Raw genomic sequence first — 24,698 nt, forward strand, 5'->3', positions numbered from 1 at the left:
CTCCCGCCGCCGCCCATCGGATAACAATCCTGTGATGGTTCCTTCCGGGCGTTCCGGAAGGTGAAAAGGGAACACGATAGGGAGAACTCCTCATTCGTGGCTGCCCCCGCAACTGTGAGCGGAGAGCCTGAAACGAAATGCCACTGGCAAGCCATCTCGCCGGGAACTGAAGGGTTTCCAGAGAGGGTGACGCCGGGAAGGTGTTTCAGGTTTTGACCCGTAAGCCAGGAGACCTGCCATCGCGGAAATATCCATGCCGGCGGGGTGTCCGGAAGAGCGGAATTTCAGGGTGGCGGGATCGACGCCTCCCTGTGTCAGTCTCGTATCCCCGTGGTGAAGTGTATTGTAGCGGCTCGACGGCCCTTTGCCGTCCGGCCGCGTCCAAAGGCGCGGGGTCGCGCCGGAGAGGGGTCACCATGTCCATCAACCAGAATACGGCCAACGCCGCCGTTTCCGCAAAAACAACCAGCTTTGCGCAATCGCTGACGGCGATCGTGCTTGGCCTGTTCGTTGTCGGTTTTGTCGGCTTTTCCCATGTGGAAGCCGTTCACAATGCCGCGCATGACACGCGTCATGCCAACGCCTTCCCCTGCCATTGAGGGGAAACGGCATGTCGTCTTTTCGCAATATCGTCTTTACCGCCGTTCTCGCCGGCATTCTTGGCGGTTTCGCCGTCTCGGCCATGCAGGCTGTCGGTACCACGCCGCTCATTCTTCAGGCGGAAACCTATGAAAGCGCCGGCGAAGCGCCCCACAGCCATGATGCGCCGGCGCCCGGTGCTGCCGTTCCCGCCCATGAGCATAACGATGAAGCCTGGGCTCCGGCCGATGGTTTCGAGCGCACCGCCTATACGGTTGCCGCCAATGTGCTGACCGCCATCGGTTATGCGCTGGTGCTGACCGGCCTCATTTCGCTGCGTGGCACGAATGGCGGCTGGCGTGAAGGCCTTCTCTGGGGCGTTGCCGGTTTTGCCGCCGTCATGCTGGCCCCGATGATCGGCCTGCCGCCGGAACTGCCGGGCAGCCCGGCCGCCGCACTTGAGGCGCGGCAGATCTGGTGGCTTGCGACGGTTGCCGCAACCGCGGGCGGCATTGCGCTGATCGCCTTCCGCCGCGAACCCTGGGCCATCGTATTGGCGCTGGTGCTGATCGTCGCGCCGCATGTGGTCGGCGCACCCCTGCCGCCGGAAGGCGAACATGCGCTGGCGCCGCTGCCGCTGGAGCGTCAGTTCATCGTCGCCGCCACCATCACGAGCTTCGTTTTCTGGGCTTTGCTTGGAACATTGAGCGCGTTTTTCCTGAAGCGCTTCCAGTCGGCTTGAGACTATGCAGGACGCGGCCGAATGGAGTGAGGAACTCGATGCGCTGCGTTTTGCCGTTCACGGTCACGGCGCTTTCTGCGCCGTGCACCGTCTTGCCTTCAAGGCTGTCCTTGGGGCAGCCCCGGATCGCGAGGCGGCTCTCGCCTGTTTTCATGAACACGAGGCCGCTTTTATCGCTGCGGCGCTCAGCAAGATAAAACGCTCGAAGTTACCCGCCGGCCGCAGCCTGCATCTGAACAGCCGCGATATTCGCCGTGCGATTGCCGGGGAAGGCGAGGAGCCAGCGGCGCGCATATGCCGGGTGCTGGATCGGCGATAATCCTCGCTGTTCTCACCGCCGTCATTCCGGCTCAAGGCCGGAATGACGGTGAGTGCAAACAACCGAGACGGCTATGCCTCAGCGATGCTCCGCCGCAAAAACCTGAAGTTCCGCCTCGGCTTCCGGACCAAAGAGGCCGAGGTGTTTCAGGATTTCCACAGCGAAACTGACCGGCGCGCTGCCGGCGGCCGTGATGATGCCGCGATCGCTGACCGCTTTCGGCTGGTCGCGGTAAAGCGCCTCGCCGCTATAGACGGCATAAGCCTTGTGGGACGCCAGCGAATTGCCGGTATGGGCGACATCGTTCAGGACGCCCGTGCCGCCGAGCGCGCTTACCGCCGCGCAGATGCCGGCAACCAGCCGGTCCCTGTCGCGAAACCGGTGCACCAGCCCGCCAAGATCGACAGCGGTTCCCTTTTCCCAGCTCAAACCGCCGGGAATGACCAGCGCGTCGATGCCGGCCGGATCAAGCGCACCATAGGACGTGTCAGGCGTCACATTCAGCCCGCCCATGGACGTCACCGGCCCACCATCAGGGGTAGCGTAGACGATCTCGACGCCGAGATAGCTGCGGGCTGCGGCAGCAAGCAGCGCCGGTTCCCAGTCCGCAAAATCCTGCGCCAGCGCAATGGCGATCCGTGTCATGGCCGTCTCCGTGGTTTTTAATCAGGCGATGGACTGCATGTAGCGCATGCCGGTAACCGGCCGGGGCGCGAAATCCATGTTTTCGTAGAAACGATGCGCCGCCACATTGCCGGTCGTGGCGCTGACGGAAAGATAGTCGCAGCCGAGGCGCTTGGCGATATCGCGGGCGCGGGAAACCAGATGCTGGCCGGTGCCATGGCCGCGATGCCCGTCACGCACGAAGAGATGATGCAGCTCAAGCCCGCGCCGGCCTTCCTGCGCCCTGTAGAGCGGCAGAAGCAGGGCGTAACCGATCAGCGCGCCATCGGCCTCGGCCACCAGGCCATGTACCCAGGGCAGCGGGCCGAACAGGTCGCGTTCCAGTTTCGCCGGGGTGATCGCCGCCGCATCGCCGTGGTAGGAGGCAAGCAGGGTGATCATCTCGTTAAGCTCGGGCAAATCCGTCTTGCGTGCGCCACGAATGATGACGACGGGCGGTCTTTCCAGTGTAAGGGAGCTATCTTCGGTCATTTTTTCGGTCCTTTGGTCTTATCGGTGCCGTCAGGACGCTTGAGAAACAACAAAGCCGCCTGACGGCGGCTTGTTGACAATATGATCTGTCGAGCCGCCCTTAGAGGTAGGCCCAAAAGTACGAGCAGGAGATGGGTGCGCGTTCGTTGATCATGGGACATGCAATGCGCCCGAATCCGCAATCTGTCAAGCCCGGTTTTCCGATCAATGTTCACCCTCGCACATGCCGTGATTGGAAAGCGCGCGGATGACGTAGCAATCCTCTATCGAATGGCCGTGGCAATGGGAGACGATGCGCTCCAGCTCGTGCTCCAGCTTCTTCAGGCTGGCGATCTTTTCGCGCACATGGGCGAGGTGTTCGGCGGCGATGCGGTCCGCGCCTTCGCAGGGCATCTGCCGGTGCTGGCTAAGCGCGATCAGTTCGCGGATGGCGTCGATGTTCAGCCCGAGATCGCGCGCATGGCGGATGAAGGCCAGTCTTTCGAGGTCGGTCTTTTCGTAACGGCGCTGGTTGCCGTCCGAACGGTCGGCTTCGCGGATGAGGCCCATCTGCTCGTAATAACGGATAGTCGGCACCTTGACGCCGGTGCGTTTGGACAGTTCACCGATGGACAGCATCTTTTTCTCCATATCTCGGGTGCAGCGACGGCAGAACGGGCGGCTCCACCGGTCCGGGTGCGATGCTCTAGTCTCTAGAGATATGGCTTTTCCGCCTGCCGTTCAATGGGTCTCAGGCGGCTTCATCCACACCAAGCGCCTGGGCGAGCGCCTTGAGGACATCGTTCTCGATGCTGGATGCGGTTTCCGGCTGTGCCGATGCGGCCATGTCGCCCATGTCCAGAGCGGGTGCGGTCGTCGTGGAAGCGCCGCTGTCGAGGTTCCAGAGCGCTGCGGCAAGGCCGGTGGAAACGCTGGCGGCGGCCGGCGCGACGGCCGTGGCGGTGCTTTCGACGCTTGAAATGGTGCGATGCGCGGCGCGCGTCAGCTCCAGCAGGGCTTCGGTGGTGGAGTGGGTTTCCTTGCCCTTTGCCGGCTCAATGCTCCGGATCGGAGTGGGATGATAGCTGCTGATGGTTGCTGCAATAGTCGTCATGACTGAGTCCCCTAAGTTTCATGGGGTATTTTTAATGGCCGAAACATTCGCGAGGATTGCGTCGCACGGGGCTTGAACGGAAAAACTCACTCATATAGTATACCCCCCTATAGTATATGAGGTGCCCATGTCCCATACGATCCGCAACAAGGAGAAGCTTCTCGCCCGCATCCGCCGTCTGAAAGGGCAGATGGAGGCGGTGGAGCGCGCACTGGACGATGCCAAGCCCTGTGGCGAGGTGCTGCAATTGCTCGCTTCGGTGCGCGGCGCGCTTTCCGGCCTGACCGGGGAGGTGATGCAGGAGCATCTGCACGAGCATGTGGTGCATGCCGAAAACGAAGACGAGCGGGCGCGGGCGGCGGAAGAACTGGCCCAGGTGCTGAAGACCTACATCCGGTAAAATCGAACAGGATTAGCGACATGACGACGACATCCGAACACCGTGCAGCAGCCGGTCACGACCATGTTTTCCTTGGCCAGAACCATGAGCGCAATGAAAGGCGCGTCTGGATGGTCATTGCGCTGACCGCGGCCATGATGGTGGCGGAAATCGTTGCCGGCCACTGGTATGGCTCCATGGCGCTGACTGCGGATGGCTGGCACATGTCCACCCATGCCGGCGCGATGCTGATTTCGGCGCTCGCCTATCTTTATGCCCGCCGCGAGGCGCGCAATCCGCGCTTCACCTTCGGCACCGGCAAGTTCGGCGATCTGGCGGGTTTTGCCAGCGCCATCGTGCTGGCGGTGGTGGCGCTGCTGATTGCCGTCGAAAGCGCGATGCGCCTCGTCAATCCCGTCGAAATCGATTTCAATCAGGCTATCCTCGTCGCCATCATCGGCCTTGCCGTCAATCTCCTCAGCGCCGTGCTTTTGAAGGATGACCATCACCACGATCGTGGACATGGGCATGGCCACGCCCACGGTTCGCATGCCCATCATGGCCATGGCAGCCACGCCCATCACGATCACGGCTCCCATGCCGGTCACCATGCGGACCACGGCGCAAAGGGCGGGCGGGACAATAATCTGCGCGCGGCCTATCTGCATGTGCTGGCGGATGCGTTGACTTCGGTTCTCGCCATCGTCGCGCTGCTGCTCGGCAAGTGGAACGGCTGGTCGTTTCTTGATCCGGCCATGGGCATCGTTGGCGGTCTGGTCATCGCCCGCTGGTCATGGGGGCTGATCCGCTCCACGGCGACGACCCTGCTCGACGCGCTGCCGCCGGCGGAGGATTTGCCGCAGGAAATCCGGGAAAGCGTGGAGACGGAAGAGGATCGCATCACCGACCTGCATGTCTGGCAGGTCGGGCCGGGGCATCACGCCGCCATCGTGGCGATCCATTCGCAGGCGCCGAAAGCGCCGGCTTTTTATAAGCAGAAACTTGCCGCCATACATGAACTCTCGCATGTGACGGTGGAAGTGAGCCCAGCAAGGGCCTGATTGGAATCGCTTATTCGGTATATTCCGAATAGGCGCTGCGCACCCATTCCACCTCGGCTTCCGCCTTGTCCTCGGGGGAAGCCGCGGCCGCATCCTGATAAGCGGGCGCGCTGCCATTGCCGACGGCCCACAGAACATTGGCCAGCGACTGGGAAAGAATGGTGCTGGAAACGGTGGGGTTGCCGGGGCCGCGTTTTACCGCCTGCTCCTCCGGCGCGCTTTGAGCGCTGCCAGCTTTTTCGATGTCGCGGATGCGACCCTGATAGTTATATCCGCCAATATTGCTTTCGATCTGCATGTCGGTGATTCCGCGTTCAAAAGTTAACGAATGGTTAACGGCGGCGACTTGTCCGAAACTTGCGCTTGCTGCGCTGCAGCGACCGCCGAGGGTTGACAGCCGGCGAAGTAGTGCTTCGTTTTTGCATAGTGAAGACGGGGCAGGAGGCGATTGCCAGCTTTGTCCCTCGCGGCATTGCAGTCCGGTTTAAATTTCTGGCGCCGTGAATACCTCACTCCCGTCATTCCGGCCTTGAGCCGGAATCCAGCCGACGCGCGTCTGCGCGGCGGGAGAGTCCTTTCAGCCCAAGGACTTGGGCTGGCTGGATACCGGCTCAAGGCCGGTATGACGGAAAGAGGAAATCTCGCGGACGCGGCCAATCCGTCCGGTGCCGGATTACGCCGTTTCCTTCTCCACCGGCACAACCGTTTCCTGGAGCTTTTCCGGCTCCTCCGCCGTTTCACCTCCGCCTCAACCTCCTGCGGCGCGGGTGTCACCATCGCAGCCACCAGCGTATCGAGGCCGATGCTGCCGACCGGCTTGCCGTCCTCGTCCACCACATGCGCGGTGGTCTCGTTGGCTTCCGACATGTCGCGGGCAATGGTTTCCAGCGTCGCGGTTTCCGGCACGGGCATGCCCTCGGGGCGGCTTTCCAGCGGCTCCATCACCGTGGTCGCCTGCAGCACGCGGCCGCGATTGACGTCGCGCACGAACTCGGTGACGTAACCATCGGCCGGGGAGAGAATGATGCTCTGGCCGTCGCCCTGCTGCACCACTTCGCCGTCTTTGAGAATGGCGATGTGGTCGCCGAGCCTGAGCGCCTCGTCGAGATCATGGGTGATGAACACCACGGTCTTCTTCAGCTCCTGCTGCAGATCGAGCAGCATGGTCTGCATATCGACACGGATCAGCGGATCGAGCGCCGAATAGGCCTCGTCCATCAGCAGAATATCGGCGTCATTGGCAAGCGCCCGGGCAAGGCCCACCCGCTGCTGCATGCCGCCTGAGAGCTGGTTCGGATAATAATCCTCGTAACCGGCAAGGCCGACCCGCTCCAGCCAGTAGCGGCCCTTTTCTTCGCTTTCCTTGCGCGGTACGCCCTGGATGTCGAGGCCGTAGACGCTGTTTTCCAGCACCGTGCGATGCGGCAGCAGCCCGAATTTCTGGAACACCATTGCCGTCTTGTGACGGCGGAACTTCCTGAGCGCCGAGGTGCTCATGCCGCAAATATCTTCGCCGTCATAAAGAACCTCGCCGGCGGTCGGGTCGATCAGCCGGTTGATGTGGCGGATGAGCGTCGACTTGCCGGAGCCGGAAAGGCCCATGACGACGGTGATCTTGCCGCCCGGCATGGTGATGTTGATGTTGTTGAGGCCAAGCACGTGGTTGTGTTTGTCGTTCAGCTCCACCTTGTCCATGCCCGACCGCACCGCTTCGAGATATTTCTCGGGATGCTTGCCGAAGATCTTGTAAAGATTCTTGATTTCGATGCTTTTAGCCATGGGAGACCTCGCGGTATTTCTGCAGGCGCTTGCCAAAAGCCTGGCTCGCCCGGTCGAACATGATGGCGATGGCGACCAGAGCGAAACCGTTCAGGAAGCCCACCGTGAAGAACTGGTTGTTGATGGCCTGCAGCACGTTCTTGCCGAGCCCACCGACACCGACCATGGAGGCGACGACGACCATGGCGAGCGCCATCATGATGGTCTGGTTGATGCCGGTCATGATGGTGGGCAGTGCCAGCGGCAGCTGCACGTTGAACAGCTTCTGGCCATTGGAGGAGCCGAAGGCATCGGCCGCCTCAAGCACTTCCCGGTCCACAAGGCGAATGCCGAGGCTGGTGAGCCGGATGACCGGCGGAATGGCATAGATCACCACTGCGATCAGGCCCGGAACCTTGCCGATGCCGAAAATCACCACCACGGGGATGAGATAAACGAAGCTGGGCAGGGTCTGCATCACGTCGAGCACGGGATTGATGAGGCGTTGCAGGCGTTCGGAACGACCCATCAGGATGCCGAGCGGCAGGCCGATGACGATGGCGATCAGGGTGGCGATGGCGACGATGGACAGCGTCGTCATGGCGTCTCGCCAGAGGCCGACCGCGCCGATCATCAGCAGGGAAATGGCGGTGCCGCCGGTGATCTTGAAGCTGCGCCCGGCCAGATGCACGATGGCGAGAATGACCAGCATCGTGATGATCCACGGCGTCTGGATGAACAGCCGCTCCGAGGAATTGAGGAAGAGCTGCAGCGGATGCACGACGACATCGATTGCATCGCCGTAATTGCGCACGATATCGCGAAAACCATCGTCGATGGTCTTGCGTGCCACACGCATCGTGGAGTTATCGATTGCCGGGAACTTGCAGAGCAGGTCCGGCAGGTAATTGCAGAGGGCCATTATTGTTGTTTTCCCTTTGGGTTTTGAGGATGGTGCGGCGGGCGACGGAGGCTGGGATACCCCCTCTGTCCTGCCGGACATCTCCCCCTCAAGGGGGAGATCAGCAGGGCGCACCCTTTTCCAATTCTCAACGTTTGTGATGGGCGATACCCCGCCGCAGGTCGATCTCCCCCTTGAGGGGGAGATGCCCGGCAGGGCAGAGGGGGGGTAAGCGGCTTGCGCCAACCCCGCCTGCAATCACATCGAAGCCTTGATCTTCTCCGCCACCTCGGCCGGAACCCACTTCGTCCAGATTTCCTCATGGTTCTCGAGGAAATATTCCGCGCCATCCTCGTTGGTGCCCTGGTTCTCATCCATCCAGGCAAGGATTTCGGCGACCATCTTGTTGTCCCAGTTGCGGGCCTTGATGTAGTCCATCGTCACCCCGGCCTTGCCTTCGAAATCCTTGGTGATGACGGTAAAGACATCGGCCACCGGATAGGCGTTGACCTTGGGGTCGGCGCAATCGACCTTGGCCGTGCACTCGTCGAAATGGGCGCGGTCGAGTTCGACGCCGTCATCCAGCTTCACCATCTCGTATTTGCCGAGAATGGCGGTGGGCGACCAGTAATAGCCGAGCCAGCCCTGCTTCTTTTCGAATGCATTGGCGATCGAACCGTCGAGGCCGGCGGCGGAGCCGGTATCGACCAGCGTGAAGCCCTTCTTGTCGCCTTCGCGTGCCTTGTAGAGATTGGTGGTGGTCACCTGGCAGTTCCAGCCGGAGGGGCAATTGTGCACGGCGCCCTTGCTGGCGTCCTCCGGGGCGGGGAAGAGCTCGGGATGTTTCAGCGCATCCTCGACGGTCTTGATATCGGGGTGTTCATCGGCGATGAATTTCGGGATCCACCAGCCTTCGATACCGCCTTCGGAAAGAATTTTCGATGCTTCGATCATGCGGCCATCCTTGACGGCGGCGTCGAGCGGCTCGCGCACGGCATTCACCCACAATTCGGGCGCCATGTCCGGCTGGCCCTTTTCGTTCATGGAGGCGAAGGTCGGCATGGTATCGCCGCTGACGACATTGACCGTGCAGTCATAGCCGTTTTCCATGATGAACTTGTCGACATAAGCCGCGACACCGGCGGATGCCCAGTTCATTTCGGCGATGGAGATGCTGCCGCACTCTTCGGCGGCATTGGCGGAATTTGCTGCACCGGCAGCGATGATGAAGCCCGTTACGAGAATGGTCGAGGCGAGGAGTTTCTTCATGTGTAAGACCCCCAAGTCTGATGCAGTGTTTTCAATTGGCAAAGCGGGAGCACTGCAAAGCCCGGATTGCCAAGGGCGAACTGACATGGCGCATGGGAAAGCCGAAAAAACCGGCATCAAGAATATCCGCAAGACGTGCTGCAGGATTGCCGCGAGAAACGCGGCGGAAAGGCGCATGAATATGTCAACGACCGGCATAATACGGCCAAAAAGTGATATTGCAACGAAAAATGGCGCATCGCAGCCATGCATTCGATTTTCGGAACATTTTTTCAGGTGGCGTAATACATGAAATATATTTGGAATTTACTGAAGTTTATTATGATTTTTAGTAATACGAAATAAAAATCCACGCATCAGCAAAGTGAAGTTAAAGGAAAAGCAAGCGATGCGTTTTTGTGGAAAAAATATTCAGAAAGAGGTTTTTTGAAGGTATTTTCATACTGTTTTGGCTCGGGCGGCGGCTCCGTCGCCGCCCGTTTCGCAATCAAGGTCTCACACGGCGTCCCTGCCGGCCACTTTCAGCGCGAAGGCATACTCGAAGGCGATTTCTTCCAGCCGCTGGAAACGGCCGGACTTGCCGCCATGGCCCGCCGCCATGTTGGTCTTGAGCAGGATCGGCGCTTCCCCCGTCGTCTTTTCGCGCAGCTTCGCCACCCATTTGGTCGGCTCCCAATAGGTCACACGCGGGTCGGTGAGGCCGGAAAGCGCCAGCAGCGGCGGATAGGGTTTTTCGCTGACATTGTCATAGGGACTATAGGCGGCGATCCAGCCATATTCCTCTGCCGATTCCAGCGGATTGCCCCATTCCGGCCATTCCGGCGGGGTCAGCGGCAGCGTGTCGTCAAGCATGGTGGTCAGCACGTCCACGAAGGGAACGGCGGCGATGATGCCGGCGAATTTTTCCGGCGCCATATTGGCGACAGCCCCCATCAGCATGCCGCCGGCCGAGCCGCCTTCGGCGATGATGCGGTCATAGGAGGTGAAACCCTCCTGAACCAGATGATCGGCAGCGGCGATGAAGTCCTTGAAGGTGTTCTGCTTGTCTTCCATCTTGCCGGTTTCGTACCATTCGAAACCCTTGTCCTTGCCGCCGCGAATATGTGCGATGGCATAGATGAAACCACGGTCGGCGAGCGACAGTGTGGTGGTGGAGAAGGAGGCGGGAATGGTGATGCCGTAAGCGCCATAACCATAAAGCAGGCAGGGGGCGGAACCGTTAAGCGCCACATCCTTGCGGTAAAGCAGCGAGACCGGCACCAGCTCGCCGTCATGGGCAGGAGCCATGATGCGGCGCGTGATGTAATCATCAGGATTGTGGCCGGAGGGTACCTCCTGCGTCTTCAGAAGCGTTCGCTCGCGCGTCACCATGTCGTAATCGAACAGCTGGCTCGGCGTCGTCATCGAGGAATAGGAAAAGCGGATGACGTCGGTGTCATATTCCGCCGCGCCATGCAGGCCAAGCGAATAGGCCTCTTCGGCAAAGGCGATGGAATGTTCCTCGCCCGTGCGACGATCGCGGATGACGATGCGCGGCAGGCCGTCGCGGCGCTCAAGCCAGAGCAGGTGACGGGCATAGGCATCGACGGAAAGAATGAGACGGCCCGGCTCATGCGGGACGATCTCTTTCCAGTTCTCTTTGCCCGGTGCTGTGACCGGCGCTTCCACGATGCGGAAATCCTTGGCGTCGCCGTCATTGGTGAGGATGAAGAAGACATCGCCGCCTTCGCACATCGAATATTCGATGCCCTCTTCGCGCTCTGCCACGATAGCAGGCTCGGCCGTCAGGTCGCTGGTGGAGAGAAGGCGATATTCGCTGGTTTCATGGTCGTGAATGTCGATGAAGATGAAATCGTCGAGAACCGACGCGCCGACGCCCATGAAGAAGCCGGGATCCTTTTCCTCATAGACCAGACGGTCTGCCGATTGCGGCTGGCCGATAATATGGTGGAAAACCTTGGAGGGACGGTGGTTCTCGTCCTGCAGCGTATAAAAGAAGCTCTTGCCATCAGGCGCCCAGGCCCCGCCGCCGCCGGTGTTTTCGACGATATCGGCAAGATCTTCGCCGGTTTCGAGGTTGCGGATGCGCAGCGTGAAATATTCCGAGCCCTTGTCGTCGTAACCCCAAATGCCGTGGCTGTGATCGGAGGACTGGTCGAGGCCGGCAAGCCGGAAATAATCCTTGCCCTCGGCCTCCTTGTCACCATCAAGCAGCACATGTTTTTCGCCGCCGCCGCGCGGGGTGCGGAAATAATGCGGCTGCTCGCCGCCGGTCACGAACAATGTCCCGTAAGCATAAGGCCCGTCATTGACGGGCACGGAGGAATCGTCCTGCTTGATGCGGCCCTTCATCTCCTCGAACAGCTTTTCCTGAAGTGCCTTGGTGTCACCCATGGCCGCTTCCATATAGGCGTTTTCCGCCTCCAGATGGGCGCGGATGGCCGGGTCGAGCAGGGTGGGGTCCTTGAACATGGCCTGCCAGTTATCGGCCCGGAACCATGCGTAATCATCGGTGCGGGTAATGCCGTGATGCGTGTCCTGAACGGGCCGTTTTTCGGCGGTCGGAGCGGCGGGCAGGTTCTTGAAAATCGGCAAGGGAAACTCGCTTTCCTGTAAAAATCCATGGGCGATACCAGGGTGTGGCACCAAGATGTAGAGTGACCCTACCGGCCGATCAAGTTTCAAATCTCCACAGACGTTATGCGGCTTGGGCACAATTTGGTCAGCTTTCGATCACATTTTGGCAATATCCGGCAAATCAGCGATGATGGATGCAGGCCACCCGGCCTGCCGCCCACCACAAAAACAAACGAAAAAACTGACAGGATCCCATGCGAAAGCTTCTTCCCGCTGCCCTCTCTGCCTTTTTCCTTGGCTTGCAGGCCTTTACTCCCGCTTTCGCGATCGACGCCAGCGTCATGCGGCAGCTGAATGCGCTCGCTCCGGAAGAGCGCCTGGAACAGCGTTGCGATATCGAGGCGATGGAGAGGATAGCGACGGAGCAGAAGGGCATGCGGCCGGACAAGGTCATCGCCTATACTTTCGGCGATCCGGAAGTGGGGAAGAACTCCATCAAGGCGCCGGGCGCGGTCTTTAGAAGTTCCGGCGAATGGTACAAGCTCAAATACAAGTGCCAGCTGAAGAGCGACAGCCTCAGCATCCAGTCCTTCGATTACCGCGTTGGCGACAGGATTCCCGAGGAGCAGTGGAAGAAGTTGTATCTTTATGACTAAGCAAGGATTTTTTCTGTTGCGGGCAGGGGTTTAGCCGCCGCTTTTCTTGCCGCTCCGCCACCGGCTCTGTAACCCTGCTTGCCGATCAAAGCGAGGGAGACGGGCATGGCGACACGATTCAAGGGACTTTCGGCTTTTCCGATCACGCCGGCCGATGAGGCCGGGCGGGTGGACACGCAGGCCTTCTCCGCGCTGATCGAGCGGCTGGATGCGGCGGAGGTCGATTCCGTCGGCATTCTCGGCAGCACCGGCATCTATATGTATCTCACGCGGGAAGAAAGACGCCGCGCCATCGAGGCGGCAGCGGCGATCCTCAGGGGCAAGCGCATATTGATGGCTGGCGTCGGCGCCTTGCGCACCGATGAGGCCGTGGCGCTGGCCAGGGATGCGGAAGCCGCCGGCGCCGATGCGCTGCTGCTCGCACCCGTCTCCTACACGCCGCTGACGCAGGAAGAGGCCTATCACCATTTCGCCGCCGTGGCGGGCGCAACGGCCCTGCCGCTCGCCATCTACAACAACCCGACGACAACGCGCTTTACCTTCAGCGACGAACTTCTGGTGCGGCTTGCCTATATCCCCAATATCCGCGCCATCAAGATGCCGCTGCCGGCCGATTCCGATTATGCCGGCGAGCTTGCGCGGCTGAGACCGAAGCTGTCGGATGATTTCGCCATCGGGTACAGCGGTGACTGGGGCTGCGCCGAGGCCACGCTTGCCGGCGGCGACACCTGGTACAGCGTGGTTGCCGGCCTGCTGCCGGTTCCAGCCCTGCAATTGATGCGGGCGGCTCAGGCCAAGAATGTGGAAGAGGCAAAGAGGATCGATGCGGCCTTCCAGCCGCTCTGGGCGCTGTTCAAGGAATTCGGCAGCATCCGCGTGGTTTACGCCGCCGCCAACATTCTGCAACTGACGGCGTGCGAACCGCCCCGGCCGATCCTGCCGCTCACCAGCGCGGAACGCCAGCGGGTGGAAGAGGCGCTGGACGCCCTGTCCGCGCTGGAAACCGCGCCATAATTCGGGCGCTTTGCGGGCGGATTGCCACGTCCTTACACTTCGGAAAACCAAAAATGCTGCGTCGCCTCTTCATTGCCGCCCTGTTCGTCTCTGCTTCATCCGCCGCGTTCGCGGGCACCGGCCTTGTCGAGCCGACGCTGAAGTTGACGCCGCAGCATGACGGCAAGGTGCGGGTGGCAATGACGCTGGACGCCTGCATGGGCAAGACCGATCACCGCATTCTCGATACGCTGGTGAAGGAGCGCATTCCGGCAACGATCTTCGTTACCGCCCGCTGGCTGAAACACAATGGCGAGGCGCTCGCCGTCCTCATGGCGCATCCGGATCTGTTCGAGATCGAAAACCACGGCGAAAACCATGTGCCGGCGGTGGACAAGCCGGTTTCCATCTACGGCATCGCCGCCGCCGGTTCGGAAGCGGCGGTCGAGCAGGAAGTGGAGGGCGGCCGCCAGGCCATCGTCGCCGCCACCGGCCTGCAACCGCAATGGTTCCGTGGTGCGACGGCCAAATATACCAGGTCCTCCATGGCCACCATCAACCGGCTCGGCATGCGGGTGGCCGGTTATTCCGTCAATGGCGATGGCGGTTCGCTGCTGGGTGCGGCCATGACGGCAAAACACATCGCCTCGGCAAAAGATGGCGACGTCATCATCTCCCACATCAACCAGCCCACCCATGAAGCGGGCGAGGGCGTGGTGAAAGGCCTTCTGGCGCTGAAAGCCCACGGCGTCATCTTCGCCCGGCTGGACGACCCATCCTTTGCACCGCCGGGGAACTGACCCGCAAGGTTGTCGCCCGTTTCTTCTCCCCGCCGGGGAGAAGATGCCCGAAGGGCAGATGAGGGGGCAAGCTTCCCGCATCTCTCCACCGTCGCCCCCTCATCCGGCGCTGCGCGCCACCTTCCCCTGCGGGGAGAAGAAATATGCCGCACCGGCTTGGCCAAGCGGCGCGGACGAAACGAGCCGACAACATCCCCCACATCCATGCCCGTTTTTCGGCGGCGTGCCGCTTAAATTTGCGCTAGCATCCTCCCCATGATGCTGTTCAAACGCCCCGACACCGAAACGCTCTATTCCGCCCTTGTGAACAAGGACCCCGCCTATGAGGGCGTGGCCTATGTGTGTGTGACGTCGACGAAGATTTTCTGCCGCTTCACCTGCACGGCGCGAAAGCCGAAGATCGAAAACTGCCGGTTCCGCGAGACCATCGCCGAATGTCTGGAGGCCGGTTTCCGTCCCTGCAAACGCTGCAAGCCGATGCTCGCCTATGGCTCTGCCGATGAGACTGTGACGTCGCTGCTGACGGCGCTGGAAAACGAACCGGCGCGGCGCTGGCGCGAGGAGGATGTGGTGGCGATGGGCCATGATCCTTCCACCGTGCGCCGCACCTTCAAGCGCCGTTTCGGCATGAGCTTTCTGGAAATCGCCAGATTGCGACGGGTCGGCGGCGCGGCGGAAAGCCTCGCTTCCGGCGAAGCGGTGATCGGCGCGCAGATCGATGCCGGTTACGAATCCGGCAGCGGTTTCCGCGCCGCCATCAACCAGTTCTTCGGCTCTTCGCCCGCCGCCATGAAAGGCAAGGGTTTTTTGAAGGGCGACTGGATCGATACGCCGATTGGCCCGATGCTTGCCGTTGCCGACGATCACGCCCTGCATCTCCTCGAATTCGCCGACCGGCCGGCGCTTCCGGCCGAGCTGAAGCGGCTGAAGACGCGCACCGGCGCGGATATGGTGCTCGGCCGGACGGCCGTGACCGGGCAGATCGAAGCGGAACTCAGGGCCTATTTCGCCGGGCATTCGGCCGCCTTTGAAACCCGGCTTGCCGGCCATGGCACGCCCTTCGAGCGCGATGTCTGGCGCAACCTGCGGGAAATTCCGGCGGGTGAGATCGTCAGCTATTCCTCGCTCGCAACCGCCATGGACAGGTCATCCGCCGTGCGCGCAGTGGCCCGCGCCAATGGTGCGAACCAGATTGCGATTGTCGTGCCGTGCCACCGTGTACTGGGCGCGGATGGCAGCCTGACCGGCTATGGCGGCGGGCTGTGGCGGAAGAAATGGCTGATCGAGCACGAGCGCCGCATGGCGAGCGCGCAGGGAATGCCGCTCGCTTCCTGAGCGGTCTGGCTGCTGGTTTTCAGGAGGTTGTTGATTGACGCTCGGCGCGTGGGGTTTACCCCCCTCTGCCCTGCCGGGCATCTCCCCCTCAAGGGGGAGATCGATCTGCGGCGAGGTTTCGCCCATCTCAACGTTGAGAATGAAATGACGGTAGCGCCTCCTGCCGATCTCCCCCTTGAGGGGGAGATGCCCGGCAGGGCAGAGGGGGGTAAACCCCACGCGCCCGCGCCTGCCGTTGAAGCCGTGCTTAATCCGGCAATTTCGGCACCACCCGGCGCGAGGGGAAGAGTTCCCGCGTCACCGTCATGACGATCAGCGACAGCGGCAGCGCCAGCATGGCCCCGGCCGCGCCCCACATCCACGTCCAGAAGATGATCATCACGAAGACGAGGAAGGGGTTTATCTCCATGTTGCGGCCCACTACCGCCGGAAAGGCGAGGTTTTCCATCAACAGGTGAATGGTGAAGAAGATCGCCGCCGGCAGCAGCGCCAGAATGATGTTGTCATGGGTGATGATGCCCGCCACCGTCAGCGAAATCGTCATGGCGGTGATGCCGAGAAACGGCACGAAGCTGGAGAGAAAGGCGAACAGCCCCCACAGAAGCGGCATGGCCAGTCCGCCGAAATAGGCGATGACCACCATCGTCACGCCAAGCCCGGCATAGATCAGCGCCGCCGTGGCGAAATAGGTGCCGAGCACCTCTTCCACCGAACCGATGATGCGGATGGTGCGCAGCCGCTGGTGGCGGGCCGGAAAGGCCATGATGATCGCCTTGCGCAGCCGCAACCGGCTATAGAGAAACATCAGCAGCGCGGCGAGGAAGATCAGGCCCTGAATGACCGCGGGGGTGACGTTGGCGCCGAGCAGCGAGATGATTTCGCCGCTGCGGGAAATCAGCGACTCCATCGACATCGATCCCATGCTGAAACTCGCCGCCGAAATATTCAGCCATCTGAGGCTTTGCAGATAGGGCAGGAAACGGTCGATGCTGCGCTCCACCAGCGCCGGGCCTTCCGAAGCAAGGAGCGAGAGCGGTTCGGTGAGTGAATTGATGACGAAGAACATCACCGCCGCCACGAGGCTCGAAAGAATGAGCGCGACGCCAAAGCCGGGAATGCCGTAGGAACCGAGCTTTTCGGCGGCGATGCCGAGGATCATGCCCACCACGATGGCCATAACCACCGGAATGAGGATGAGCGACAATTCATGGATGACCGCCATCAGCATGATGAGGAATATGCCGATCACCGACCAGGCGACAACCACATCCAGCGCTTCGCGGCCAAGCGGCTGCTGGCTGCGCGCATCGTCACGCCGTGAGCCGGATGCCGGCACTTCCAGCGGGTCCGCTCTTGTTGCTAGAGCGGTTGCGGCCGTCGTGCCGCAGCGGTTGCCGCGGTGTTGACCAAGCTGCCGGTCTTGTCCGGCCTGGCATTTTCATTCATCGAACGGTCCCCCAATAAGGGGACAAACGTTCGAAAAATGTGGCGGTTCCGGGGCGGCAGAAATTTCTGCCGCCGCTTTTTTGTGTTTATGCGGAAAGCTTTAGGCCGATCCCCCACGGATCTTTGAGGACAATGCCGTCACTTTGCCGTTCGGTGGCGATTTCCAGCCGGTCGAGGGCGGCAATCGCCGTCTCAAGCGCGGCCGGCTCGTTGAAGGTCAGCGAATAGCCGGAAAGGCCGGTCATATTGTCCTTGCGGGCCGCAGCACCCCGGCTGTTCCAGATATTGGCGGCGACGTGGTGGTGATAGGCCCCGGAACCGAAGAAGCTCGCGCCGGGATAACGCGCCATGATCTTCAGCCCCAGCACATCCTGATAAAATTCATCCGCCTGCGGAATGTTGCCGACCTGCAGGTGGATATGGCCGATGGCTGTTCCTTCCGCCGCCCCGGTAAAGGCCGTCTTCGGCGCGCTGTCGTAAAGCGCCTGAAGGTTGAGGCCGAGGGTGGCCATCTCCACCGTGCCGTCCTGCTGGTAGGTCCATTCATCCGGCGAACGGTCGCGATAGACTTCGATGCCGTTGCCTTCCGGGTCGGCAAGATAGATCGCCTCGCTGACCAGATGGTCGGACGCGCCCTGAAACTGGACATTGTTATGGGCGGCATGCGCCAGCCAATGGGCCAGATCGTTCCGGCTCGGCATCAGGAAGGCGGTGTGGAACAGGCCCGCCGCGTTGCGCGGCGCGCGTTCCGCCGTGCCGGAGGTGGAAAGCGTGAGCAGCGGCTGGCCGCCGACACCCAGCACTTCACCGCTCGGGTTCTTTTCAAGCACGGAAAGACCGATGATCTTCTGATAAAAATCCGAAACGCGCGGCAGATCGTGAACGACGAGATGCGCCTGGCCGACATAGGCCGGCCGCGTCAGGGCGAATTGTTTGATTTCACTCATCATGATCTCCATATTGAATCCGAAGCGCCCTGGGGCGGATCGGTCGCCGAAACCATCGGCCGACGCCGCTTTGCGGCGTTTGTCGAAGGCGAATATGGGCTGGTTTCGTCGTTCAGCAAAGATCGTCGTCTGGCGATTGACCGTCCACTATTCGTTGACAATGCCCCGTTCCGGCCCGGCTCCGGCTTTGACTTCGATCAAGGTGAAGGCCCTGCCGAAGGGGAAATATAAGCCTAGCCCGACACGCTAAACGGCGGATCAAGCCAAAGGAGACAGCCATGTACAAGAAGATCATCGTACCGGTAGACCTCAGCGCCACCGACAAGGGGGAAAAGATTCTCGAAAAGGCCAAGGCGCTTCTGGACCCGGACGGCGAGATCGTTCTCATCAATGTTGTCGAGGAACTGCCGGGCTATATGGCGATCGATCTGCCTGTCGACCTGATCGAAAACGCCATCAAGGACGCCAAGACCAAGCTTTCGGACATCAAGACCAGGGCCGGTTTCAAGGGCAGCCAGGAAATCAGAAGCGGCGCGCCCGCGCGTGAAATCATCGCCGCCGCCGAGGAGCACAAGGCCGACCTCATCATCATCGCGTCGCACACGCCGGATTTCAGCAATTATTTCATCGGCGCCACCGCCGACCGCGTGGTGCGCCATGCCAAATGCTCGGTGCTGGTGGACCGATAAAAGCCTGACGTTTGAGGGTTGCGGGCGGGTTTTCCGCCCCCAAGCATTCCCAGGAAAAGTGGAATCCGGTTTTCCGTCTGGGAATGCGGCGATACAAGAAGATGGGCTGGAGGAAAAAACATGAATGTCGAAAGTTACGAGAAAATCCTGCGTGACCGCCAGCGCGAGCTTTATCGCCGCCTGCACAAAATCGAGGCCGATTTCGAAGAGCCTCGCAATCCCGATGACGAGGATCGCGCCACCGAACGCAGCAATGACGAGGTGCTGGACGAGCTGGGGCAGGTGGGTCAGGACGAGCTGCGCGCCATCGACGCAGCTCTCGACCGTATCGCCAGCGGCACCTTCGGCACCTGCGTCAAATGCGGCAAGCGGATTTCGGAGGATCGGCTGAAGGCGGTGCCCTATACGCCGTTTTGCCAGGAATGCGCTGCGGCGTTGTGAGGGCAGGGGAAAGCGTGACTGGGTTTCTTCTCCCCGCCGGGGAGAAGGTGGCCCGAAGGGCCGGATGAGGGGGCAAGCTCTCCGAACACGTCTACCCTGCCGCGGACTTCTCCCCGGCGGGGAGAAGAAACAAGCGTCTACCGCTTACTCTACAGGCAATTGTTCGGCCGAAGGGCAACCTGCACCTCTCTTTTCGCAACAGCCTCGAACGCAATTTGATTGCCGTTAACCGGGCGCTGTCTTGTTCCTGTCTAATATTGTCTCCATGCTTTGATGAAAGCACGCAGACGGGATTGGACTATGAGCGATTTATGGCGGTTCGGGCGCCAGTATGATTTTCACGAGATTGTCGCCGATGGCATCGTCCACGGTGTCGGCATCGTGTTTGCCCTTATCGGCGCCACGGCGCTGATCTTTTACGCGATGGTCTGGGGGACGCTCAGCGCGATCGCCGCCGCGTGGATTTACGGTCTCGGCCTCGTCGCCTGTCTTTCCGTGTCTTTCACCTACAATATCTGGCCGCACTCGAACGTAAAATGGTTCCTGCGCCGGCTGGATCATTCGGCGATCTTCATCCTCATCGCCGCCACCTACACGCCCTTTCTGATGCGCGGCATCCACGATCCGCTGATTGCGGCCATGCTGGGGCTGATCTGGCTTGCGGCGCTGTGCGGCATCCTGCTCAAATGCCTGTTCCCCGGCCGTTACGACCGGGTCGCCATCGGCCTTTATCTCGCCATGGGCTGGAGCGGCGTCATGGTGGTCGGGCCGCTGTCGTCGCATCTCGCCCCCGTCACGCTCTGGCTGATCGTTGCCGGCGGCGTCATCTATTCGCTCGGCGTCATCTTCCATGTCTGGGAAAAGCTGCGCTTCCAGAATGCCATCTGGCACGCTTTCGTGGTCGCCGCCGCCGCCGTTCATTATTTCGCCGTGGTCACCTCCTTCAGCCTCGTGCCGCTGGCATCCTGAAGAATGCGCTCCGATGGCGGCATGGGTACTGGACAGCCATTCGCATCATCGCCTAATCCTCGTGCAGATGGCGGCCGAAAATACCGCCGCTGCAAGCAGGAAAAAGGGTGAACGACAATGAGCGTGCAACTGCGCGACGCGACCGTGGACGATCTCTCCGGCATCATGGAGATTTACAATGATGCGGTGCTGAACACGACCGCGATCTGGAACGACGTGCTGGTCGATCTGGAAAACCGCAAGGAATGGTTCGCCGCCCGCAAGTCACGCGGCTTTCCGGTCATCGTCGCAATCCTTGAAGGCAAGGTCGCAGGTTATGCTTCCTATGGCGACTGGCGCGCTTTCGACGGTTATCGCCACACCCGCGAACATTCGGTCTATGTGCATAAGGATGCGCGCGGCCACGGTATCGGCAAAAAGCTGATGCAGGCGTTGATCGATCATGCCTCGGGCAACGATGTGCATGTGCTGATCGCCGCCATCGAGGCGGAAAACACCGCCTCCATCCGCCTGCATGAAAGCCTCGGTTTCAGGGTCGTCGGTCGGTTTTCGGAAGTCGGCACCAAGTTCGGCCGCTGGCTGGATTTGACGTGTATGGAGCTGAAATTAGGCTGAGAGACTAAAGGCAATCTGTGGAACGGGCGGGTACCACTTGTTTCTTCTCCCCGCGGGGGAGAAGTCCGCGGCAACGGGATGAGGGGGCAAGCTCTCCGAAATCCGGCAACGTCGCCCCCTCATCCGACCCTTCGGGCCACCTTCTCCCCGGCGGGAGAAGAAATTCGCGGCACGGTTTTGCCAATCAAATCGGCTCGAACACCATCGAATGGCCGTTGATGCAGTAACGCAGGCCGGTGGGCTTCGGGCCGTCCGGGAAGACGTGGCCGAGATGGCCGCCGCAATTGGCGCAGCGGATTTCCGTGCGCACCATGCCGTAGCTGGCGTCGCGATGTTCCGTCACGGCGCCCGGCTTTACCGGCTCGAAATAGCTCGGCCATCCGCAGCCGGCATCGAATTTCGTATCCGAGAGGAACAGCGGCTCGTCGCAGGCCGCACAGCGATAGAGGCCTTTCTGGAATGTATCCCAATAGGGCCCGGTGAAGGCGCGCTCGGTGCCGTGTTCGCGCAGGATGCGATATTGCTCCGGCGTCAGCTGCTCACGCCATTCGGCATCGGTCTTGTTGACTTTGGGGGATGTCAGATCGCTCATGGAATGATCCTTTCTGTTCCCGCCTCAAATAGTCATCGCCGCCGCAGATTGAAAGGGGCGACGCCTCATAACGCGTTCGTTATGGGTCGGGAGTGTCGATTTGGGTTGAGATGGCTTTGTCTATGCCTTAACTGGAAAAATCGATTTTAAAGAACGCCATTATTGGCGCGCAGGGGTGGGGGACATCCCGGGAGATGTGAATGACATCCGATGTCACGCCGCTGACATTCCTGTCGCTGTTTCTGCCGTTTCTGGCAGCGCTTGCCGCACCCGTCCTGGTTAAAAGGTTCGGTCACAATGCGGCGTGGGTCCTGGCGATTGCGCCTGCTCTCGCTTTTGCGCATTTTGCATTGATGCTGCCGGATATCGCGGCAGGCGGGGTGGTGACCGGCGGTTATGCCTGGGTGCCGAGCTTCAATCTCAGCTTCTCCTGGTTCATCGACGGCCTGTCGCTGACCTTTGCGCTGCTGATCACCGGCATCGGCCTGCTGATCGTGCTTTATGCGGGCGGTTATATGAAAGGCCACCCGCAGCAGGGCCGGTTCCTGTCCTTCCTGCTGCTCTTCATGGGGGCGATGCTGGGCGTCGTGGTTTCCGACAGCCTGCTGATGCTGTTCGTTTTCTGGGAACTCACCTCCATCACCTCCTTCCTGCTGATCGGCTTCGACCATGAGCGCGCCGCCTCGCGCCGCGCCGCGCTGCAGGCGCTGGTGGTGACGGGCGGCGGCGGTCTGCTGCTGCTCGCCGGGCTGATTTTCATCTGGGATATCAGCGGCATGACGCAACTGTCGATGCTGGTGCGCGGCGGCGATGTCTTGCGCGACAGCCCGTTTTATCTGGCCGCGCTGCTTCTTGTTCTCGGCGGCGCCTTCACCAAATCGGCGCAGTTTCCCTTCCATTTCTGGCTGCCCAACGCCATGGAAGCGCCAACCCCGGTCTCCGCCTATCTGCATTCGGCAACCATGGTGAAGGCCGGCGTCTATCTTCTGATGCGGCTCAACCCGGTTCTCGGCGATACCGCCGCCTGGCAGATCCTGCTGCCCTTTTTCGGCGGGCTGACCATGCTCACCGGCGCGCTGCTGGCCGTGCGCCAGACCGATCTCAAGCTGATGCTCGCCTATACCACGGTGTCGTCGCTCGGCCTGCTGGTCATGCTGACGGGTTTCGGCTCCGACCATGCCATCGAGGCGGCGGTGCTTTATCTGGTGGCGCATTCGCTGTTCAAGGGCACGCTGTTCATGGTCGCCGGCATCATCGACCATGAGACCGGCACCCGCGACGTGACGAAGCTCGGCGGCCTGCGAAAAGCCATGCCGATCACCTTCGCGGCGGCGCTGGCGGCTGCGATTTCCATGGCCGGCCTGCCGCCCTTCTTCGGTTTTCTCGCCAAGGAAGAGATTTATTACGCGCTGGCGCACGGCAATCCACGCGCCGTGCTGTTTACCGGCATCGCCATCCTCGGCAACGGACTGATGTTCGCCGTCGCCTTTGCGGTGGCGCTGAAACCCTTCCTCGGCAAGCCGGTGAAGACCCCGAAACACGCGCATGAGGGCCTGCTGCTGCTCTGGCTCGGCCCGGCGCTTCTGGCGCTGAAGGGGCTGACGATCGCGCTCTTTTCCGGCATCGCGCATTTCTACATCTCCACCCCGATGGCAAGCGCCATTGCCGGCGAGGCGCGCCCGGTGGAAATCTCGCTCATCCCCCATGTCGGCGTGCCGCTCGGCCTGTCGCTGCTCACCATCGCGCTCGGCATCGTCCTTTATACGCAGCTTTCCGTCGTCCGTGGACTGATCGACCGCACCTTCAAGGCGCTGGGGGCGGGGCCGGACAGGGGCTTTGACGTGTTCATCGACATGCTGGTGAAAGTCTCGTTCCATATCACCCGGCTCATTCAGCCGGGAAGGCTGGAATTTTACGTTACCGCCACCTTCGCCGTCATCGCCGCCGTACTTCTGGTGCCGCTGTTCCTTTATGGCGAATTGCCGTCCATGCCGTCCTGGCCGCGCGATATGCCGGTCCATGAGCTGACTTTCATCGCCATTGCCGTGGCGGGGCTCATCGCAGTGCTGACGGCGTCGAGCCGGCTCACCGCCATCATCGCGCTCGGCATTCAGGGCTTTGCGGTGGCGGTCATCTTCCTGCTCTTCGGCGCGCCCGATCTGTCCTTCACGCAATTCATGGTCGAGACGCTGTCGGTGGTCATTCTGACGCTGGTGATGACGCGGCTTCGCCTGTCGCCGTCAGACCATCGCGGCCTTGGCCAGAAGCTGCTGGACAGCACCATCGCCATCGCCTGCGGAACGGGCTTCGCTTTGTTCCTGATGCGCGCGACGCAGGCGAGCTTCGACAACCGCCTGACGGACTTCTACAACACCTATTCCAAGGTCATCGCCCACGGCGCCAATGTGGTCAACGTCATCATCGTTGACTTCCGCGGCACGGATACGCTCGGTGAAATCGCTGTCGTGATGATAACGGGTCTTGCCATTCTCGCGCTGATCCGCATCCGCCCGGCTGCTGCCGTCAAGGGATCGGCCAAAACCGCGAAGAAGAAAGGAGCGCAGGCATGAACACGCTCATTCTGCGCACCGTCGCCCCTGTCGTCACCAGCCTCATGGTGCTGTTTTCCATCTTCGTGCTGCTGCGCGGCCATAACGAGCCGGGCGGCGGCTTCATCGGCGGCCTGATCGCCGTCTCGGCGCTGGCGATCTATGGCATCGCTTATGGCGTTACCGCAGTCAGGCGCGCCATCATGTTTCATCCGCTCGCCATCGCCGGGGCGGGGCTGCTGCTGTCCATGCTTTCCGGCCTCGTTTCCATCGCCGCCGGCGTGCCCTTCATGACCGGGCTCTGGGTCTATCCGAACCTGTTCGGCGTCGAAATACCGCTCTCCACCGTCATGTCCTTCGATATCGGTGTCTATCTCGTCGTGGTCGGCGCCATCACCTCCATTGCGCTGGCGCTGGAAGAAAGGGAAAGCGACTGATGGAAGCGGTCTTCTCCATTCTCGTCGGCATCTTCTTTTCGGTGGCGATCTATCTCATGCTGTCGCGCCACAGCATCCGCATGCTGCTCGGCATCGCCATTCTCGGCAATGCGGTGAACCTTCTGCTGTTCACGGCAGGACGGCTGACGCGCGAAGTGCCGCCGATCATTCCGCCCGGCATGGACACGCTGCCCGCCGGTGCGGCTAATCCGCTGCCGCAGGCGCTCATCCTCACGGCCATCGTCATTTCCTTTTCCTTCTTCTGTTTCCTTCTGGTGCTGACCTGGCGTGCGTTTCAGGAACTGCAGACCGACGATACGGACGAAATGCGCACCGCAGAACCCGCCGGCGAGCCCTTGCCGCCGCTCGGTTATTGAGCGGCGAGGCTGAGACACC

27 protein-coding genes, 2 pseudogenes and 1 riboswitch are annotated in these 24,698 nt (G+C 61.2%); of the genes and pseudogenes, 17 read left to right on the forward strand and 12 right to left on the reverse strand.

Translation table 11 applies throughout. The annotated features are described in order from the left end of the window. Positions 1 to 18: 18 nt before the first annotated feature. Positions 19 to 255, forward strand: a riboswitch (cobalamin riboswitch). A gap of 161 nt (positions 256 to 416) precedes the next feature. The 3 genes from O3W47_RS20290 to O3W47_RS20300 are packed head-to-tail and all read left to right on the forward strand — an operon-like array spanning position 417 to position 1,640. After that, complete coding sequence (locus O3W47_RS20290; protein WP_003522264.1) at positions 417 to 599, forward strand: CbtB domain-containing protein; 183 nt, start codon at positions 417 to 419, stop codon at positions 597 to 599. A gap of 11 nt (positions 600 to 610) precedes the next feature. After that, positions 611 to 1,321 carry a CbtA family protein gene (locus O3W47_RS20295; protein WP_269314474.1) on the forward strand — a complete coding sequence of 237 codons (711 nt, stop codon included), beginning with the start codon at positions 611 to 613 and terminating at the stop codon, positions 1,319 to 1,321. Between the two features lie 4 nt (positions 1,322 to 1,325). Then, on the forward strand, positions 1,326 to 1,640 hold the full coding sequence (locus O3W47_RS20300; protein WP_269314475.1) for a hypothetical protein: 315 nt from the start codon (positions 1,326 to 1,328) through the stop codon (positions 1,638 to 1,640). Between the two features lie 78 nt (positions 1,641 to 1,718). Here the strand turns inward: O3W47_RS20300 and O3W47_RS20305 are convergent, their stop codons facing one another. The 4 genes from O3W47_RS20305 to O3W47_RS20320 all read right to left on the reverse strand — a co-directional run bounded on the left by O3W47_RS20305 (position 1,719) and on the right by O3W47_RS20320 (position 3,888). After that, positions 1,719 to 2,285 carry a type 1 glutamine amidotransferase family protein gene (locus tag O3W47_RS20305; RefSeq protein ID WP_269314476.1) on the reverse strand — a complete coding sequence of 189 codons (567 nt, stop codon included), beginning with the start codon at positions 2,283 to 2,285 and terminating at the stop codon, positions 1,719 to 1,721. Positions 2,286 to 2,306: 21 nt separating this feature from the next. Next, entirely contained in the window at positions 2,307 to 2,795 is a 489-nt protein-coding gene (locus O3W47_RS20310) for a GNAT family N-acetyltransferase (RefSeq protein WP_003509304.1), read from the reverse strand. Between the two features lie 204 nt (positions 2,796 to 2,999). Continuing rightward, a complete protein-coding gene (locus tag O3W47_RS20315; protein WP_003522268.1) occupies positions 3,000 to 3,413 on the reverse strand; it encodes a MerR family transcriptional regulator in 414 nt (137 codons plus the stop codon). A gap of 112 nt (positions 3,414 to 3,525) precedes the next feature. After that, on the reverse strand, positions 3,526 to 3,888 hold the full coding sequence (locus O3W47_RS20320; RefSeq protein WP_269314477.1) for a hypothetical protein: 363 nt from the start codon (positions 3,886 to 3,888) through the stop codon (positions 3,526 to 3,528). A gap of 127 nt (positions 3,889 to 4,015) precedes the next feature. Between O3W47_RS20320 and dmeR the strand changes: the two genes are divergently transcribed. Both dmeR and dmeF read left to right on the forward strand, forming a co-directional pair. After that, on the forward strand, positions 4,016 to 4,288 hold the full coding sequence (dmeR, locus tag O3W47_RS20325; protein WP_003509296.1) for a Ni(II)/Co(II)-sensing transcriptional repressor DmeR: 273 nt from the start codon (positions 4,016 to 4,018) through the stop codon (positions 4,286 to 4,288). A 20-nt stretch (positions 4,289 to 4,308) separates the two neighbouring features. After that, positions 4,309 to 5,328, forward strand: coding sequence for a CDF family Co(II)/Ni(II) efflux transporter DmeF (dmeF, locus tag O3W47_RS20330; protein WP_269314478.1), 1,020 nt, complete (start codon positions 4,309 to 4,311; stop codon positions 5,326 to 5,328). Positions 5,329 to 5,338: 10 nt separating this feature from the next. Here dmeF and O3W47_RS20335 read toward each other — a convergent pair whose 3' ends face one another. The 5 genes and pseudogenes from O3W47_RS20335 to O3W47_RS20355 all read right to left on the reverse strand — a co-directional run bounded on the left by O3W47_RS20335 (position 5,339) and on the right by O3W47_RS20355 (position 11,851). Then, positions 5,339 to 5,626, reverse strand: a complete 288-nt coding sequence (locus tag O3W47_RS20335) for a hypothetical protein (RefSeq protein ID WP_080817417.1) — start codon at positions 5,624 to 5,626, stop codon at positions 5,339 to 5,341. A 375-nt stretch (positions 5,627 to 6,001) separates the two neighbouring features. Continuing rightward, positions 6,002 to 7,107: pseudogene (locus O3W47_RS20340) on the reverse strand (quaternary amine ABC transporter ATP-binding protein). Next, positions 7,100 to 8,008 carry an ABC transporter permease gene (locus O3W47_RS20345; RefSeq protein ID WP_065115145.1) on the reverse strand — a complete coding sequence of 303 codons (909 nt, stop codon included), beginning with the start codon at positions 8,006 to 8,008 and terminating at the stop codon, positions 7,100 to 7,102. The pseudogene O3W47_RS20340 and the gene O3W47_RS20345 overlap by 8 nt, the downstream one beginning before the upstream one ends. A gap of 237 nt (positions 8,009 to 8,245) precedes the next feature. Beyond that, entirely contained in the window at positions 8,246 to 9,256 is a 1,011-nt protein-coding gene (locus tag O3W47_RS20350; RefSeq protein WP_174022218.1) for an ABC transporter substrate-binding protein, read from the reverse strand. A 495-nt stretch (positions 9,257 to 9,751) separates the two neighbouring features. Further along, positions 9,752 to 11,851 carry a S9 family peptidase gene (locus O3W47_RS20355; protein ID WP_269314479.1) on the reverse strand — a complete coding sequence of 700 codons (2,100 nt, stop codon included), beginning with the start codon at positions 11,849 to 11,851 and terminating at the stop codon, positions 9,752 to 9,754. 236 nt (positions 11,852 to 12,087) lie between these two features. Here O3W47_RS20355 and O3W47_RS20360 point away from each other — a divergent pair, with 236 nt between their 5' ends. The 4 genes from O3W47_RS20360 to O3W47_RS20375 all read left to right on the forward strand — a co-directional run bounded on the left by O3W47_RS20360 (position 12,088) and on the right by O3W47_RS20375 (position 15,617). Next, the gene (locus tag O3W47_RS20360; RefSeq protein ID WP_003494410.1) at positions 12,088 to 12,489 is read left to right on the forward strand and encodes a DUF930 domain-containing protein; all 402 of its coding nucleotides are present in this window, start codon (positions 12,088 to 12,090) and stop codon (positions 12,487 to 12,489) included. Positions 12,490 to 12,594: 105 nt separating this feature from the next. After that, on the forward strand, positions 12,595 to 13,503 hold the full coding sequence (locus tag O3W47_RS20365) for a dihydrodipicolinate synthase family protein (protein WP_269314480.1): 909 nt from the start codon (positions 12,595 to 12,597) through the stop codon (positions 13,501 to 13,503). A gap of 53 nt (positions 13,504 to 13,556) precedes the next feature. Continuing rightward, positions 13,557 to 14,282, forward strand: a complete 726-nt coding sequence (locus O3W47_RS20370; protein ID WP_269314481.1) for a polysaccharide deacetylase family protein — start codon at positions 13,557 to 13,559, stop codon at positions 14,280 to 14,282. A 255-nt stretch (positions 14,283 to 14,537) separates the two neighbouring features. Continuing rightward, positions 14,538 to 15,617 (forward strand): bifunctional transcriptional activator/DNA repair enzyme AdaA, encoded by a 1,080-nt coding sequence (locus tag O3W47_RS20375; RefSeq protein ID WP_269314482.1) that lies wholly within the window; start codon positions 14,538 to 14,540, stop codon positions 15,615 to 15,617. Between the two features lie 247 nt (positions 15,618 to 15,864). Here O3W47_RS20375 and O3W47_RS20380 read toward each other — a convergent pair. Then, positions 15,865 to 17,063, reverse strand: a pseudogene (locus O3W47_RS20380) (AI-2E family transporter). An 86-nt stretch (positions 17,064 to 17,149) separates the two neighbouring features. Further along, positions 17,150 to 18,010 (reverse strand): VOC family protein, encoded by an 861-nt coding sequence (locus O3W47_RS20385; RefSeq protein ID WP_080818781.1) that lies wholly within the window; start codon positions 18,008 to 18,010, stop codon positions 17,150 to 17,152. Between O3W47_RS20385 and O3W47_RS20390 the strand changes: the two genes are divergently transcribed. The 5 genes from O3W47_RS20390 to O3W47_RS20410 all read left to right on the forward strand — a co-directional run bounded on the left by O3W47_RS20390 (position 17,993) and on the right by O3W47_RS20410 (position 20,724). Further along, on the forward strand, positions 17,993 to 18,241 hold the full coding sequence (locus tag O3W47_RS20390) for a hypothetical protein (protein ID WP_003522283.1): 249 nt from the start codon (positions 17,993 to 17,995) through the stop codon (positions 18,239 to 18,241). The two genes, O3W47_RS20385 and O3W47_RS20390, sit on opposite strands and share 18 nt — an antisense overlap. Before the next feature lie 47 nt (positions 18,242 to 18,288). Next, positions 18,289 to 18,699 carry a universal stress protein gene (locus tag O3W47_RS20395; protein WP_003522284.1) on the forward strand — a complete coding sequence of 137 codons (411 nt, stop codon included), beginning with the start codon at positions 18,289 to 18,291 and terminating at the stop codon, positions 18,697 to 18,699. Positions 18,700 to 18,819: 120 nt separating this feature from the next. After that, positions 18,820 to 19,140, forward strand: a complete 321-nt coding sequence (locus tag O3W47_RS20400) for a TraR/DksA family transcriptional regulator (protein ID WP_035260908.1) — start codon at positions 18,820 to 18,822, stop codon at positions 19,138 to 19,140. A gap of 300 nt (positions 19,141 to 19,440) precedes the next feature. After that, a complete protein-coding gene (gene trhA, locus O3W47_RS20405) occupies positions 19,441 to 20,109 on the forward strand; it encodes a PAQR family membrane homeostasis protein TrhA (RefSeq protein WP_080817408.1) in 669 nt (222 codons plus the stop codon). Positions 20,110 to 20,226: 117 nt separating this feature from the next. Next, positions 20,227 to 20,724: a GNAT family N-acetyltransferase gene (locus tag O3W47_RS20410; RefSeq protein ID WP_269314484.1), complete on the forward strand. Its 498-nt coding sequence runs from the start codon at positions 20,227 to 20,229 to the stop codon at positions 20,722 to 20,724. A 184-nt stretch (positions 20,725 to 20,908) separates the two neighbouring features. Here the strand turns inward: O3W47_RS20410 and msrB are convergent, their stop codons facing one another. Then, complete coding sequence (msrB, locus tag O3W47_RS20415) at positions 20,909 to 21,316, reverse strand: peptide-methionine (R)-S-oxide reductase MsrB (protein ID WP_137003087.1); 408 nt, start codon at positions 21,314 to 21,316, stop codon at positions 20,909 to 20,911. Positions 21,317 to 21,516: 200 nt separating this feature from the next. Between msrB and O3W47_RS20420 the strand changes: the two genes are divergently transcribed. From O3W47_RS20420 to O3W47_RS20430, 3 genes are read left to right on the forward strand one after another with little or no spacing between them, the layout of a single operon-like run. Beyond that, positions 21,517 to 23,886: a putative monovalent cation/H+ antiporter subunit A gene (locus O3W47_RS20420; protein WP_269314485.1), complete on the forward strand. Its 2,370-nt coding sequence runs from the start codon at positions 21,517 to 21,519 to the stop codon at positions 23,884 to 23,886. Continuing rightward, positions 23,883 to 24,302, forward strand: a complete 420-nt coding sequence (locus tag O3W47_RS20425) for a Na+/H+ antiporter subunit B (RefSeq protein WP_059753875.1) — start codon at positions 23,883 to 23,885, stop codon at positions 24,300 to 24,302. The genes O3W47_RS20420 and O3W47_RS20425 overlap by 4 nt, the downstream gene beginning before the upstream one ends. Then, a complete protein-coding gene (locus O3W47_RS20430; RefSeq protein ID WP_003509263.1) occupies positions 24,302 to 24,679 on the forward strand; it encodes a Na+/H+ antiporter subunit C in 378 nt (125 codons plus the stop codon). The genes O3W47_RS20425 and O3W47_RS20430 overlap by 1 nt, the downstream gene beginning before the upstream one ends. Positions 24,680 to 24,698 lie beyond the last annotated feature (19 nt).

Source organism: Agrobacterium sp. LMR679 (assembly GCF_027157905.1).
GTDB lineage: Bacteria > Pseudomonadota > Alphaproteobacteria > Rhizobiales > Rhizobiaceae > Agrobacterium > Agrobacterium leguminum.

Bases quoted from the DNA above. Each gene is read 5' to 3' on its own strand.
- O3W47_RS20290 (WP_003522264.1), top strand. From the start codon at position 417: ATGTCCATCAACCAGAATACGGCCAACGCCGCCGTTTCCGCAAAAACA.
- O3W47_RS20295 (WP_269314474.1), top strand. From the start codon at position 611: ATGTCGTCTTTTCGCAATATCGTCTTTACCGCCGTTCTCGCCGGCATT.
- O3W47_RS20300 (WP_269314475.1), top strand. From the start codon at position 1,326: ATGCAGGACGCGGCCGAATGGAGTGAGGAACTCGATGCGCTGCGTTTT.
- O3W47_RS20305 (WP_269314476.1), bottom strand. From the start codon at position 2,285: ATGACACGGATCGCCATTGCGCTGGCGCAGGATTTTGCGGACTGGGAA.
- O3W47_RS20310 (WP_003509304.1), bottom strand. From the start codon at position 2,795: ATGACCGAAGATAGCTCCCTTACACTGGAAAGACCGCCCGTCGTCATC.
- O3W47_RS20315 (WP_003522268.1), bottom strand. From the start codon at position 3,413: ATGCTGTCCATCGGTGAACTGTCCAAACGCACCGGCGTCAAGGTGCCG.
- O3W47_RS20320 (WP_269314477.1), bottom strand. From the start codon at position 3,888: ATGACGACTATTGCAGCAACCATCAGCAGCTATCATCCCACTCCGATC.
- dmeR (WP_003509296.1), top strand. From the start codon at position 4,016: ATGTCCCATACGATCCGCAACAAGGAGAAGCTTCTCGCCCGCATCCGC.
- dmeF (WP_269314478.1), top strand. From the start codon at position 4,309: ATGACGACGACATCCGAACACCGTGCAGCAGCCGGTCACGACCATGTT.
- O3W47_RS20335 (WP_080817417.1), bottom strand. From the start codon at position 5,626: ATGCAGATCGAAAGCAATATTGGCGGATATAACTATCAGGGTCGCATC.
- O3W47_RS20345 (WP_065115145.1), bottom strand. From the start codon at position 8,008: ATGGCCCTCTGCAATTACCTGCCGGACCTGCTCTGCAAGTTCCCGGCA.
- O3W47_RS20350 (WP_174022218.1), bottom strand. From the start codon at position 9,256: ATGAAGAAACTCCTCGCCTCGACCATTCTCGTAACGGGCTTCATCATC.
- O3W47_RS20360 (WP_003494410.1), top strand. From the start codon at position 12,088: ATGCGAAAGCTTCTTCCCGCTGCCCTCTCTGCCTTTTTCCTTGGCTTG.
- O3W47_RS20365 (WP_269314480.1), top strand. From the start codon at position 12,595: ATGGCGACACGATTCAAGGGACTTTCGGCTTTTCCGATCACGCCGGCC.
- O3W47_RS20370 (WP_269314481.1), top strand. From the start codon at position 13,557: ATGCTGCGTCGCCTCTTCATTGCCGCCCTGTTCGTCTCTGCTTCATCC.
- O3W47_RS20375 (WP_269314482.1), top strand. From the start codon at position 14,538: ATGATGCTGTTCAAACGCCCCGACACCGAAACGCTCTATTCCGCCCTT.
- O3W47_RS20385 (WP_080818781.1), bottom strand. From the start codon at position 18,010: ATGAGTGAAATCAAACAATTCGCCCTGACGCGGCCGGCCTATGTCGGC.
- O3W47_RS20395 (WP_003522284.1), top strand. From the start codon at position 18,289: ATGTACAAGAAGATCATCGTACCGGTAGACCTCAGCGCCACCGACAAG.
- O3W47_RS20400 (WP_035260908.1), top strand. From the start codon at position 18,820: ATGAATGTCGAAAGTTACGAGAAAATCCTGCGTGACCGCCAGCGCGAG.
- trhA (WP_080817408.1), top strand. From the start codon at position 19,441: ATGAGCGATTTATGGCGGTTCGGGCGCCAGTATGATTTTCACGAGATT.
- O3W47_RS20410 (WP_269314484.1), top strand. From the start codon at position 20,227: ATGAGCGTGCAACTGCGCGACGCGACCGTGGACGATCTCTCCGGCATC.
- msrB (WP_137003087.1), bottom strand. From the start codon at position 21,316: ATGAGCGATCTGACATCCCCCAAAGTCAACAAGACCGATGCCGAATGG.
- O3W47_RS20420 (WP_269314485.1), top strand. From the start codon at position 21,517: ATGACATCCGATGTCACGCCGCTGACATTCCTGTCGCTGTTTCTGCCG.
- O3W47_RS20425 (WP_059753875.1), top strand. From the start codon at position 23,883: ATGAACACGCTCATTCTGCGCACCGTCGCCCCTGTCGTCACCAGCCTC.
- O3W47_RS20430 (WP_003509263.1), top strand. From the start codon at position 24,302: ATGGAAGCGGTCTTCTCCATTCTCGTCGGCATCTTCTTTTCGGTGGCG.